Genomic DNA, 13,288 nt, shown 5'->3' with positions numbered 1-13,288 from the left:
TTCCGTCAAGGTGCCCCCAGGTCGGAGGGGCCGGGCTGCCACCCGGGCGTTGCGGCAGGTAACCTCCAGCTCATGTCCCGCCATGTCGCGATCGTCACTGATTCCACGGCCTACCTGCCGCAGCGGACGATGGAGCGTCACGGCATCACCGCGGTGCCGCTGACCGTGGTGCTGGGCGACCGGGCGCTCGAAGAGGGCACCGAGATCTCAGCCCGTTCCCTGGCCGAGGCGTTGCAGAAGCGACGGCCCGTCACCACGTCCCGGCCCAGCCCCGAGCTCTTCGCCGAGACCTACCGCAGGGTCGCCGAGTCGGGCGCGAGCGGCATCGTCTCGCTGCATCTGTCCTCGGAGTTCTCGGGCACATACGACGCCGCGGTGCTCGCCGGGCGCCGGTCTCCCGTGCCGGTGCGCGTCGTCGACACCGGCATGGTCGCGATGGCCCTCGGCTTCTGCGCCCTCGCCGCAGCGGAGGCCGCGGAGGCGGGCGGAACCCTCGACGAGGCGGTCACGGCCGCCGAGAAGCGGGCCGCCGGCACCTCCGCGTACTTCTACGTCGACACCCTCGACTACCTGCGGCGGGGCGGCCGGATCGGCGCCGCTCAGGCACTGCTGGGCTCGGCGCTCGCGGTGAAGCCCCTGCTGCAGCTGGACGGCGGCCGTATCGAGTTGCTGGAGAAGGTGCGCACGGCGTCCAGAGCGATCGCCCGCCTGGAGGAGATCGTGGTCGAGCGGGCGGGCAGCGCGCAGGTCGACATCGCGGTCCACCATCTCGCGGCCCCGGAGAGGGCATCGGCCCTGGCCGACCGTCTGCGCGGAAGGGTGCCCGGGCTGGCCGAGCTGCATGTGAGCGAGGTCGGCGCGGTGATCGGGGCCCACACCGGCCCCGGGCTGCTGGGGGCCGTTGTCTCGCCGCGGTGACGGAGCGGTGCCCGCTCGCTCACCCGGGCGGCCGGGGCGTGACCACTGCTCGGACGGGTGACGGAGTTATCCACAACTGGGCAGTAATCCCCGGGAATCCACCAAGATCATCGCGATTTCGGCGGTGTGCCCGATCCTCGGCGCATGGCACTTCGATCACGTTCACGTACAGCGACCCCCACGAGCGGCCCGGGCCGCGGCCCGGGCTCCGACGGCCGCACCCGCCATCTCCCACGGCACTCCCCGGGACATGCCCGGGAGCGCGTCCGGCCGCACGCCCGACGGCATCGCCGGACGCCGGCCGCCGACACGCTGCGCCTGCGCGCGGAGGCGCTCTTCACGGAACGGACGGGCGAGCGGCAGGAGTTCGGCAACGATCCGCCGGGAGCCGCCGGGGACAGGCGGCAACCGCGGGGGAGCACGGCGACGGGGAGGGGGACCTGTGGCTTCCGGGCGCCGACCGCCGTGGAGTCGGCCGCTGTGGAGCCGACCGCCGTGGAGCCGGCCGCGTCGGCCGCGTCGGCTGAGCCGGTCGGGCCGGCCGGACCGGCCCGACCGGTCAAGTCGAATGGGCGGGCCGTGCCGGTCGGCCCCATCGTGCCGACCGGGCTTTCCGTACCGGTCCGGCAGGTCCGGCAGGTCCGGCCGGCCAGGTTGGCCGGACCGGTGTCGGTGGACTCGGTCGAGCCGGTCGAGCCGGTCGAGCCGGTCGAGCCGGCCGAGTCAGAGACGGGCGAGGCGGCAGGCCCGGCCCCACCGGTCGCCCCTGCGGCCGGTGGTATCGGCACACCCGTGCACGGTGCCACGGGCGGCCTGCGCATGTGGCGTGAGCGGTGGGGGCCGGCCGTGCGTGAGCGGATGCCCCTGTGGCTGCAGTCGAGGTGTGCACTGGAGCGCAAGAGCGTCGCCGCGCTGAGCGTGCTGCTCGTCGTGGCCGCGGTCCTCGCCGCACAGCACTTCTGGGCCGGCAGGACCCGGCAGGTGCGGGCGCCCGAGGTGGTGCGCGCCGCGGCGCCGTACGGGGCGCCGGGCGGGGCGCCGGGCGGGAACCGGGGCGAGCGGTCGTTGGAGCCGGGTGCGCCGGCCGGCCCGCAACCGGGGGACGGGCCGGGCGCCGGTCCCGGAACGGGGCCGGGGACGGGTGCCGCGGTCGTCGTGGACGTCAGCGGCAAGGTGCGCAGGCCCGGCCTGCTCAGGCTTCCGGCCGGGTCCCGGGTGGCCGACGCCCTGCGTGCGGCGGGTGGAGTGCGCCCGGGCACGGACACCGACGCCCTCAACCGCGCCCGCCTGCTGGTGGACGGCGAGCAGATCGTGGTCGGTGGTCCGGCACCCGTGACGGGCGGGAACCCGGTGGGCCCGGCGACCGGCGGATCCGTTGCCGGCGCGGTTCCCGCCACCCCGGTCTCGCTGAGCGCGGCGACGGTGGACCAGCTCGACGCGCTGCCGGGGGTGGGTCCCGTCCTCGCCCGGCACATCGTCGACTACCGCGACCGGCACGGCGGCTTCCGCTCGGTCGACGAGCTCCGTGACGTCAACGGCATCGGTGAACGCCGCTTCGCCGATCTCCGGAATCTCGTACGGCCATGAGGGCGCCGAACGCGGGCGCCGCGGGCGGGGCGCGGACACCGGCACGCATCACCGGCAGCGGCGTCGGGCCCGGAGACCAGGACACCCGGCCGGAAGGACCGGCGGACCTGCGGCTGGTCGCACCCGCGCTTGCGGCGTGGGCGGCCGCCGCCTGGGCACTGGATGCCCCGGCCGTGTGGGTCACCGGTGGGGTGGCCGTCTGCCTGCCGGCGGCAGGCGGGCTGCTGACCGTGTGGCGATCGGGCGCGCGAGGCGGTGCGCGGGCCGGAGCGCCGGGCGGTAAAGAGGGCCGTCGCAGGGCACCGGGTTCCCGGTCGGCGGTGTCCGTCGCCGCCGCGCTGCTCTGTGCCGCCGCCGCGCTGCTGTCCGCCGGGCTGCACGGTGCGGACCTGCGGCGGGGCCCCGTCCCCGCCCTCGCGCGCACCTACGCCGAGGTGACCGCGGAGGTCGAGGTCTCCTCTGATCCACGGCTGAGCCGGCCCAGGATCGAGGGCGACCACACGACGCCGACCGCCGTGCTGTTCGACGCCGTGGTCCGGCGTCTGAGGAGAGCGGACGGGACCGTGACGGCCACACGGACACCGGTGCTGGTGATCGTCGACATGAAGTCCCGGGTGGCGGTGACGACCGGCTCGCCCGGCCTCGAGGACGGACCCAGACGCTCGCCCTGGCAGGCCCTGCTGCCCTCCACCCGGGTACGGGTGGCCGCGCGGCTGGCGCCCTCTCCGGCCGCGGGGCGTCACGCCGCCGTGCTGCGCGTACGGGCCGGGGAACCGCTCGACGTGGTGGGGGAGCCGTCCCGGACGCAGCGGTGGGCGGGGTCGCTGCGCGCCGGGCTGCGGGAGGCCACCGACGGACTGGATCCGGATGCGCGGGCACTGCTGCCGGGGTTGGTCGTGGGGGACACCTCACGGGTCACCCCCGATCTGGACGACGCCTTCAAGAAGACGGACCTCGCCCACCTGCTGGCCGTCAGCGGGGGCAACTTCACCCTCCTGCTGGCCCTGTTCATCGGCCCGGCCGGACTGGCCCGGCGCGCGGAGCGCCGGGGGCTGGCGCCCCGGCTCGGTATCCCGCTGAGGGGAACCGCGCTGCTCGGCGGCACGCTCATCCTCGGGTTCGTGATCGTGTGCCGGCCGGATCCGAGTGTGCTGCGGGCCGCGGCCTGCGGGGCGATCGCGCTGCTGGCCCTCGCGACGGGACGCCGCAGATCCCTGATCCCCGCCCTGGCCACGGCGGTCCTGCTGCTGGTGCTCTACGACCCCTGGCTCGCCCGCAGCTACGGCTTCCTGCTCTCCGTGCTGGCGACCGGCGCGCTGCTCACCCTCGCTCCCCGCTGGAGTGCGGCGTTGCGACGGCGCGGGGTGCCGCCGCGCGTGGCTGAGGCACTGGCCGCCGCCGCGGCCGCACAGGCGCTGTGCGCGCCGGTCGTCGCGCTGCTGTCGGCGCGGGTCAGCCTGGTCGCCGTGCCGTGCAACCTGCTCGCGGAGTTGGCGGTGGCGCCGGCGACGGTGCTGGGTTTCGCCGCGCTGGGGGCGGCGCCCATGGCCATGCCCGCGGCCAAGGTGTTCGCGTGGTGCGCGGGCCGGCCCGCCGGGTGGATCGCAGGTGTCGCGCGCACCGGGGCGGCGATGCCGGGTGGAGGAGTGGACTGGCCGGGCAGCTGGGCGGGGGCGCTGCTGCTCGCGGCGGTGACCTCGATCGTGGTGCTCGTGGGCCGGAGGCTGCTGAGCAGTCCCTGGCCGGCCGTCCTCTGTGCCGCGGTGATGCTGCTCGTGGTGGTGCGGCCCCCGCCCCTGACCCGGGTGATCACCGGGTGGCCGCCACCGGGCTGGCGGTTCGCGATGTGCGACGTGGGCCAAGGGGACGCCACCGTGCTCGCAGCGGGCCACGCCACGGGCGTGGTGGTGGACGCGGGACCCGATCCCGCGCTGGTCGACCGGTGTCTGGCCGTGCTCGGCATCACCCGTGTCCCGCTGGTCGTGCTGACCCACTTCCACGCCGACCATGTGACGGGGCTGCCCGGAGTGCTGCGCGGGCGTTCGGTGGGGGCGATCGAGACCACCTGGTTCGAGGAACCACCGGAGCAGGCCGCGTTCGTGCACGCTCAGGCGGCGGCCCGGCACATCCCCGTCACGCGCGCCGTGGCCGGGGAGCACCGCCGCACCGGAGCGCTCGACTGGCGGGTGGTGTGGCCTCCCCCCGGCTCTCTGGTTCTGCCCCACGCTCGGCTTCGTTCGAGCGGGGAGACCCCGCTGGGCGGCGGGGAGGTACCCCCAACGGAGCCGGCCCCGTTCCCGGACGGCCCGAACGACGCGAGCGTCGCCCTGCTCGTGCGGTCGGCGGGCCTGACCCTGTTGCTGCTCGGTGATCTCGAACCCCCGTCCCAGCAGGCGCTGCTGCGGTCGCCGGCCGGAGCCGGCCTGGGACTGGTGGATGTCCTCAAGGTCGCCCACCACGGGTCGGCGTACCAGGATCCGGAGCTCATACGGAGAGTGGCCCCGCGGCTCGCGCTGATCTCATGCGGCAGGCACAACGTGTACGGCCACCCCGCACCGAGTACGGTCGCGCGGTTGCGCGGCGGGGGTGCCCTCGTGCTGCGTACGGACGAGGACGGGGCGGTCGCCGTGGCCGGGGAGGGACGGGAGCTGCGTGTGGCGAGAGACTGATGGTGTGAATTCCGCAGAGGCCGACGCCTACCTTCGCAGGATCGGGGCCGAACACCCCGCCTGGCCCACCACCGATGTGCTGCGCGAGCTGCACCTGAGTCATCTGAGGGCGGTCCCGTTCGAGAACCTGTCGATCCACCTCGGCGAGGAGATCGTGCTGGACGAGAAGCGGATGATCGACAAGATCGTGGGGGCGCGCAGGGGCGGCTTCTGCTACGAACTCAATGGCGCCTTCGGCGCGTTGCTGCGGGCGGTCGGCTTCGACGTCACCCTGCTCGCCGCGCGGGTGTACGGGGAGGAGGGCCGGATCGGGGTGCCGTACGACCATCTGGCGCTGCGCGTGCGGACCGCGGACGGGGGCGACTGGCTGGCCGATGTCGGCTTCGGGGCGCACAGCCACTTCCCGCTGGCGTTCGGGCACCGGGGCGAGCAACCCGACCCGGGCGGAACGTTCCGGGTGGTCGAGGCCGGGGCGGACGCGGCGGGGGTGCGCGGAGGCGGCGGTACGGCGGAGTTCGAGGACCTCGACGTGTTGCGGGACGGCAGTCCGCAGTACCGGCTGGAGGTACGCCCGCGGGTGCTCGGGGACTTCGTGACCGGGGCCTGGTGGAACAGCACGTCGCCGGACTCGCGCTTCGTGCGGTCGCTGGTGTGTTCACGGGTCACGGAGGACGGAGGGCGGATCACGCTCAGCGGCAGGCGACTCACGCTGACGGCCCCGGACGGACGGAAGGAGGTGTCGGAACTCGGGAGCGACGAGGAGGTGCTGAGGGTGTACCGGGAGGGGTTCGGGATCGAGCTGGACCGGGTGCCGACCGTGCGGGAGGCCGGTGGAAGGGCCGACCGGCGATGAGGAGCGCCCGGGGCCCGGTGGACGCCGCCGGGGCCGGGACCTTCCGGGCGGCCCCGGGGACCGGCGGTGTGGGGCGCGGCGGGAAGATGGCCCCGTGAGCGATGCGAGACATGTGCTGGTGCTGCCCGACCGCGATGCCGCGGAAGAGGCGGCGGAGGCGCTCGGGGAGCGGTTCCCGCTGGACGAGGAGCCGCGGATCGTACGGGACGCGCTGGCCGGTGAGGACGACGCGGAGGACGCGCAGTGGCTCGTGGTGCTGCGGGACGAGGAGGAGCGCCTCGACCCGGAGCAACTCGACGCGTTCGCGGGGGAGTGGGACGGCTGGCGCGAGGAGCCGTAGCCGACGCGGGGGCGGTACGGGCAGCGGTGTCCGCCCGCTCCTCTCCTTCCCCGCGGGGCGGGGCGTCCGGCTCCTTCCCCATGTGGTGGGGCCTGCGGCGCCGGGCGCCGCGTTGTCGGTGGCGCGTGGGATGCTGTCCGTGATGGCCAAGAAGACCGCGAACGACGACCCTCTCGCCCCCGTCACCCTTGCCGTGGGCCAGGAGGACCTCCTGCTCGACCGTGCCGTGCAGGAGGTGGTGGCCGCCGCCCGGGCCGCCGACGCCGACACGGACGTACGGGACCTGACCTCGGACCAGTTGCAGCCCGGCACGCTGGCCGAGCTGACGAGTCCGTCGCTCTTCGCCGAGCGCAAGGTCGTGGTCGTGCGCAATGCGCAGGACCTGTCGGCCGACACCGTCAAGGAGTTGAAGGGGTACTTCGCCTCGCCCGCCGAGGAGATCACCCTGGTGCTGCTGCACGCGGGCGGCGCCAGGGGCAAGGGCCTGCTTGACGCGGCGCGCAAGGCGGGGGCGCGGGAGGTCGCGTGCCCCAAGATGACGAAGCCGGCGGACCGGCTGGCGTTCGTACGCGGGGAGTTCCGGGCGCGGGGCCGCTCGGCGGCACCGGAGGCGTGCCAGGCGCTGGTCGACGCGATCGGGAGCGACCTGCGGGAGCTGGCGTCCGCGGTGTCGCAGCTGGTGGCGGACGTCGAGGGGACGATCGACGAGGCGGTGGTGGGGCGGTACTACACAGGGCGGGCGGAGGCGTCGAGCTTCACGGTGGCGGACCGGGCGGTCGAGGGGCGGGCGGCGGAGGCCCTGGAGGCGCTGCGGTGGTCGCTGGCGACGGGCGTGGCGCCGGTGATGATCACGAGCGCGCTCGCGCAGGGGGTGCGCGCGATCGGGAAGCTGTCGTCGGCCCGGGGCGGACGACCCGCGGACCTCGCCCGGGAGCTGGGGATGCCGCCCTGGAAGATCGACCGGGTGCGGCAGCAGATGCGGGGGTGGACGCCGGAGGGGGTGGCGGTCGCGCTGCGGGCCGTGGCCGAGGCCGATGCGGGAGTGAAGGGCGGCGGGGACGACCCGGAGTACGCCCTGGAGAAGGCGGTGGTGACGATCGCGAGGGCGGCGCGCTCCCGGGGGCGCGGGTGAGGCGAGGGCGCGCGTGAGGCGAGGGCGCGCGTGAGGCGTACCCGTGCGCCCCGACGCCCCGGCGCTCCGGCGGCGGCCCGGCGGTGCGCGTCGGCCGGCGACCGGTGGCCCCCGGGGCTGTGCGGAGGAGAATCGGACGTACAGCTGTACATCGCCGAAGCGACGGAGAGGTGGCGATTGCCATGGCTGAACACCCGCAGGCGATACTCGTCCGCAAGGGTTACGACGCCTTCTCGCGCGGTGACCTGGACATCCTGCGTGGGGCGATGGCGGCGGACGCCACGTACCACGTTCCCGGCAGCCATCCGCTGTCGGGCGACTTCAAGGGCCGGGACGCGATCATCGACATGTACCGGCGGCTCCTGGAGGAGACGGACGGGACGCTGCGTCTGGAGCCGCGCCAGGTGCTCGCCGACGGCCGGGGGCATGTGGTGGCCCTGCACCATCTCACGGCCGAGCGCCGGGGCAAGCATCTGGAGGAGGACGGATGCATCGTCTTCCGGATCACCGGAGACAAGATCACCGATCTTGACGAGTGCGTCGCGGACATCGACGAGGACAACGACTTCTGGTCCTGACGCCGGGTCGTGACCGCGCAGGCCGAAGGCCCCGCAGTCCGTCCCGGGGAAGGACGGGGGCGGGGCCTTCGGTTGAAGCTCGTGGGCTCGTACCCGCGTGGCGAACGCAGGCCGCGTACGAACCCGGGTGCCGGGTGGGAGCGGATGAGAGAGGGCCCGCTCGGATCCCTCCGGCGTCAAATCAAGTGTCAGCCCTTGAGAGCCGCGACCTTGGTGGCCAGCGCCGACTTCTTGTTGGCGGCCTGGTTCTTGTGGATGACGCCCTTCGAGACGGCCTTGTCGAGCTGGCGCGTGGCGGCGCGCTGGAGCTCGGTGGCCTTCTCGGCGTCACCCGCGGCGACGGCCTCGCGAGCCTTGCGGATCGCGGTCTTGAGCGAGGACTTGACGGCCTTGTTGCGCAGGCGCGCCTTCTCGTTCGTCTTGTTCCGCTTGATCTGGGACTTGATGTTCGCCACGAATGAGCCTTTACAGGTTCAGGCACGCGAGGCTGGCCGCCTCACGCGCCGATGATTTCTTGAAGACGTGCCTCGCGCTGAGAGGGCAGGAGACACAGCCACTCAGGCTACCAGCCGCCTTCCGGCCCGCCCAAACCCACGGAAGGCGCCCCCACCGCGCCCCCGACCCGCCCACCGCGCCCCGACCGGCCACCGTGCCCCGATCGGCTACCGCGCCCCGACGGGCCCGCTGCCCCCGACGCCTACCGTGCCCCGACCGGCTACCGCGCCCGATCGGCTACCGCGCCCCGACGGGCCCGCTGCCCCCGACGCCCACCGCGCCCCGACCGGCCACCGCGCCCCGACCGGCCACCGTGCCCCGATCGGCTACCGCGCCCCGACCGGCCCCACGCCCGCCGCGCCTCGGTCACCCGGCCCGCGCCTCAGCCACCCGGCTCGCGCCCCGGCCGCCCCCGTCGCCCCGTCGCCCCCGTCGCCCCGTCGCCCCCGTCGCCCCCGTCGCCCCGGGCGTCCGTCCCCGCACGCGGCCCGTTCCGCCGGCCTCCCCGGGTGCTGCCGGTGCCGCCGGGCGCCGCTTCACCGGGATCCGCGGATCCGTCCCCTCCGCGGCCCAGACCGGTCGCAGGCTCCCGCGCGTGGGACCATGGAGGCTACGTATCGATCCGACCCGAGACCGCAGACACTGCGGACGCCTCAAGAATCAGGACCCTGCGTGCCCGCGATCCCTACCCATGTGCCCGAGCCGAGCCGCACCGCCCCGGCTCTGATCCGCAACTTCTGCATCATCGCGCACATCGACCACGGCAAGTCCACGCTCGCCGACCGGATGCTCCAGCTGACCGGAGTGGTCGAGCAGCGGCAGATGCGCGCTCAGTACCTCGACCGCATGGACATCGAGCGCGAGCGCGGCATCACGATCAAGTCCCAGGCGGTGCGTCTGCCGTGGGCCCCGACCACGGGCCCCGGGCAGGGGACGACGCACATCCTCAACATGATCGACACCCCGGGGCACGTCGACTTCACCTACGAGGTCTCGCGGTCGCTCGCCGCGTGCGAGGGGACCATCCTCCTCGTCGACGCCGCCCAGGGCATCGAGGCCCAGACCCTCGCCAACCTCTACCTGGCGATGGAGAACGACCTCACCATCATTCCCGTCCTCAACAAGATCGACCTGCCGGCCGCGCAGCCCGAGAAGTTCGCCGAGGAGCTCGCCAACCTCATCGGGTGCGAGCCCGACGAGGTGCTCAGGGTGTCCGCCAAGACCGGTGTCGGCGTCGACGCGCTGCTCGACAAGGCCGTGGAGAAGATCCCGGCGCCGGTCGGTGTCGCCGACGCGCCCGCCCGCGCGATGATCTTCGACTCGGTCTACGACTCCTACCGGGGCGTGGTCACGTACGTCCGTGTCGTCGACGGGCAGCTCAACAGGCGCGAGCGCATCAGGATGATGTCGACCGGCGCCACGCACGAGCTGCTGGAGATCGGCGTCAGCTCTCCTGAGATGATCGGGGCCGACGGGCTCGGCGTCGGCGAGGTGGGCTACCTGATCACCGGTGTGAAGGACGTCCGCCAGTCCAAGGTCGGTGACACCATCACCAGCCAGGCCAAGGGCGCCGAGGAGCCCCTGGGCGGGTACAAGGACCCGAAGCCCATGGTCTTCTCCGGGCTGTATCCGCTCGACGGCTCCGACTACCCCGACCTGCGCGAGGCCCTCGACAAGCTCCAGCTCAACGACGCCGCGCTCGTCTACGAGCCGGAGACCTCCGCCGCCCTCGGCTTCGGCTTCCGCGTCGGCTTCCTGGGGCTTCTGCACCTGGACGTGATCCGCGAGCGGCTGGAGCGGGAGTTCGGGCTCGACCTGATCGCCACCGCGCCCAACGTCGTCTACCGCGTGATCATGGAGGACGGCACCGAGCACACGGTCACCAACCCGAGCGAGTTCCCCGAGGGGAAGCTCGCGGAGGTGTACGAGCCGGTCGTGCGTGCCACGATCCTCGCGCCCACGGAGTTCATCGGCGCGATCATGGAGCTGTGCCAGACCCGCCGCGGCAGCCTCCTCGGCATGGACTACCTGTCGGAGGACCGCGTCGAGATCCGCTACACCCTCCCGCTCGCGGAGATCGTCTTCGACTTCTTCGACCAGCTCAAGTCCAAGACCCGCGGATACGCGTCGCTGGACTACGAGCCCACCGGCGAGCAGTCCTCCAGCCTGGTCAAGGTGGACATCCTGCTGCACGGCGACAAGGTCGACGCGTTCTCGGCGATCACCCACAAGGACCAGGCGTACGCGTACGGCGTGCGGCTCGTCGCCAAGCTGAAGGCGCTCATCCCGCGGCAGAACTTCGAGGTGCCGGTGCAGGCCGCCATCGGCGCCCGGGTGATCGCCCGCGAGACCATCCGCGCCATCCGCAAGGACGTCCTCGCCAAGTGCTACGGCGGTGACATCTCCCGCAAGCGGAAACTGCTGGAGAAGCAGAAGGAGGGCAAGAAGCGGATGAAGATGGTGGGTTCCGTGGAGGTTCCCCAGGAGGCGTTCATCGCCGTGCTGTCCAGCGATGACAGTGCGGGCTCGGTCAAGGGCAAGAAGTAACCGCGGGTCACCCCGGCAAACCGGGCGGAACAGGGGCCCGCCGCGCGAAAGCGCGGCGGGCCCCTGTTCGTGCGCCCGGTCGCTCTCTGTAGGAAGTGACAGGCCGTCGCCCCTTACGAACCGGCCGGTCGGGCTCTACCCTGTCCCTGCCCGATAGTTACTCGCGAGTTAAACAACGGCTCGCGGGTGGAATACAAGCCGCAAAGAGCCGGCCGCACTGAGCCAGCCGTACTGAGCCAGCCGCACCGTCGCGGGCCCCGGAGGATGTCGTGAGCGACACACAGACCTTGATCGAGAACCGGCCGCCGTCCGTGGCGGGCCTCTTCCTGGAGCGCGTGGCGGCCACGCCGGACGCCGAGGCATACCGCTACCCGGTGCCCCCGGCCTCCGGCGAGGGCCCCGACGACTGGAAGTCGCTGAGCTGGGCGGAGGCCGCCGAACGGGTCTACGCCATCGCGGCCGGACTGATCGAACTGGGCGTGCAGCCGGAGCAGCGGGTGGCGCTCGCCTCCTCCACCCGCGTCGAGTGGATCCTCGCCGACCTGGGCATCCTGTGCGCGGGCGCGGCCACGACGACGATCTACCCGCAGACGAACGCCGACGAGTCCGCGTTCATCCTCGCCGACTCCGGCAGCAAGGTACTGATCGCCGAGAACGCCGCCCAGCTCGCCAAGGCGCGGGAGAAGCGCGCCGAACTGCCCGAGCTGACCCGCGTCGTGGTGATCGACCCCGAAGGCGTCGAGACCGACGACTGGGTGCTGACCCTCGCCGACCTGGAGGCCAACGGCGCCGCCTACCTGGAGAAGCACCCCCAGTTGATCAAGGAGCGGGTCGGCGCGATCACCAGGGACCAGCTCGCCACCCTCATCTACACCTCCGGCACCACCGGCCGGCCCAAGGGCGTGCGCCTGCCGCACGACAACTGGGCGTACATGGCGAAGGCCATCGCCGCGACCGGGCTGATCAGCGGCGAGGACGTGCAGTACCTGTGGCTGCCGCTCGCCCACGTCTTCGGGAAGGTGCTCACCTCCGGCCAGATCGAGGTCGGGCACGTCACCGCCGTCGACGGCCGTGTCGACAAGATCATCGAGAATCTGCCCGTGGTGCAGCCCACGTACATGGCCGCCGTGCCGCGCATCTTCGAGAAGGTCTACAACGGGGTCGCGGCCAAGGCGCGGGCCGGTGGCGCGGCCAAGTACAAGATCTTCCAGTGGGCGGCCGGGGTCGCGCGCGAGTACGGCAAGGTCACCCAGGACAACTTCCGCCGCACCGGCACCCACTCCGCACCCTTCGGCCTGGCCGCCAAGCACAAGGTCGCGGACACGCTCGTCTACGCCAAGATCCGTGAGGCGTTCGGCGGGAGGCTGCGCGCCTGTGTCTCCGGCTCCGCCGCCCTCGCACCCGAGATCGGCTACTTCTTCGCGGGCGCGGGCATCCACATCCTGGAGGGCTACGGCCTCACCGAGTCCTCCGCGGCCTCCTTCGTGAACCCGGGCGAGGCCTACCGCACGGGCACGGTCGGCAAGCCGCTGCCCGGCACCGAGGTGCGGATCGCGGACGACGGCGAGATCCTGCTGCGCGGCCCGGGCATCATGGAGGGCTACCACGGCCTGCCGGAGAAGACCGCCGAGGTGCTCGAGTCCGACGGCTGGTTCCACACCGGGGACATCGGCGAGCTGTCGCCCGACGGCTATCTGCGGATCACCGACCGCAAGAAGGACCTCATCAAGACCTCCGGCGGCAAGTACATCGCGCCGGCCGAGGTCGAGGGCCAGTTCAAGGCGGTGTGCCCGTACGTCTCCAACATCCTGGTGCACGGCGCCGACCGCAACTTCTGCACCGCGCTCATCGCCCTCGACGAGCCGTCCATCCTGGAGTGGGCGAAGGAGAACGGCCTGGCCGGCACGTCGTACGCCGACGTCGTCGCCGACCCCGCCACGGTCGGGCTGATCGACGGCTACGTCAAGCAGCTCAACGAGGGCCTCCAGCGCTGGCAGACCATCAAGAAGTTCCGCCTCCTGCCGCGCGACCTCGACGTGGAGCACGGCGAGATCACACCCAGCCTCAAGCTGAAGCGGCCCGTCGTGGAGCGCGAGTACAAGCACCTCATCGACGAGATGTACGACGGCACCCGCGAGGCGTGACGACGGTACGAAGACGCGGGCACGG

The 13,288-nt window shown here is 73.0% G+C and carries 10 protein-coding genes; 9 read left to right on the top strand and 1 reads right to left on the bottom strand.

The window, feature by feature from the left end; translation table 11 throughout:
- The first annotated feature begins 72 nt into the window (after nt 1–72).
- The 7 genes from ACZ79I_RS13300 to ACZ79I_RS13270 all read left to right on the top strand — a co-directional run bounded on the left by ACZ79I_RS13300 (nt 73) and on the right by ACZ79I_RS13270 (nt 8,077).
- A complete protein-coding gene (locus tag ACZ79I_RS13300; RefSeq protein WP_471497225.1) occupies nt 73–918 on the top strand; it encodes a DegV family protein in 846 nt (281 codons plus the stop codon).
- 672 nt (nt 919–1,590) lie between these two features.
- Complete coding sequence (locus tag ACZ79I_RS13295) at nt 1,591–2,505, top strand: ComEA family DNA-binding protein (RefSeq protein ID WP_471504917.1); 915 nt, start codon at nt 1,591–1,593, stop codon at nt 2,503–2,505.
- On the top strand, nt 2,502–5,174 hold the full coding sequence (locus ACZ79I_RS13290; RefSeq protein WP_471497223.1) for a ComEC/Rec2 family competence protein: 2,673 nt from the start codon (nt 2,502–2,504) through the stop codon (nt 5,172–5,174). Before ACZ79I_RS13295 ends, ACZ79I_RS13290 begins: the two co-directional genes overlap by 4 nt.
- A 4-nt stretch (nt 5,175–5,178) precedes the next feature.
- On the top strand, nt 5,179–6,027 hold the full coding sequence (locus ACZ79I_RS13285; RefSeq protein WP_471497222.1) for an arylamine N-acetyltransferase family protein: 849 nt from the start codon (nt 5,179–5,181) through the stop codon (nt 6,025–6,027).
- A 94-nt stretch (nt 6,028–6,121) separates the two neighbouring features.
- Nucleotides 6,122–6,367, top strand: a complete 246-nt coding sequence (locus ACZ79I_RS13280; RefSeq protein WP_471497220.1) for a hypothetical protein — start codon at nt 6,122–6,124, stop codon at nt 6,365–6,367.
- 142 nt (nt 6,368–6,509) lie between these two features.
- Complete coding sequence (holA, locus tag ACZ79I_RS13275; RefSeq protein WP_471497218.1) at nt 6,510–7,499, top strand: DNA polymerase III subunit delta; 990 nt, start codon at nt 6,510–6,512, stop codon at nt 7,497–7,499.
- A 182-nt stretch (nt 7,500–7,681) separates the two neighbouring features.
- A complete protein-coding gene (locus ACZ79I_RS13270) occupies nt 7,682–8,077 on the top strand; it encodes a nuclear transport factor 2 family protein (RefSeq protein ID WP_471497217.1) in 396 nt (131 codons plus the stop codon).
- Between the two features lie 188 nt (nt 8,078–8,265).
- Here the strand turns inward: ACZ79I_RS13270 and rpsT are convergent, their stop codons facing one another.
- Entirely contained in the window at nt 8,266–8,532 is a 267-nt protein-coding gene (gene rpsT, locus ACZ79I_RS13265; protein WP_471497215.1) for a 30S ribosomal protein S20, read from the bottom strand.
- Between the two features lie 712 nt (nt 8,533–9,244).
- Here rpsT and lepA point away from each other — a divergent pair.
- Both lepA and ACZ79I_RS13255 read left to right on the top strand, forming a co-directional pair.
- Nucleotides 9,245–11,119: a translation elongation factor 4 gene (gene lepA, locus ACZ79I_RS13260; protein ID WP_471497213.1), complete on the top strand. Its 1,875-nt coding sequence runs from the start codon at nt 9,245–9,247 to the stop codon at nt 11,117–11,119.
- Between the two features lie 269 nt (nt 11,120–11,388).
- The gene (locus tag ACZ79I_RS13255) at nt 11,389–13,263 is read left to right on the top strand and encodes an AMP-dependent synthetase/ligase (RefSeq protein WP_471497211.1); all 1,875 of its coding nucleotides are present in this window, start codon (nt 11,389–11,391) and stop codon (nt 13,261–13,263) included.
- Nucleotides 13,264–13,288 lie beyond the last annotated feature (25 nt).

It is taken from the genome of Streptomyces sp. PSU-S4-23 (assembly GCF_055632315.1).
Note: the sequence above shows the minus strand (reverse complement) of the source record. Positions and strands in the feature narration are given on the sequence as shown.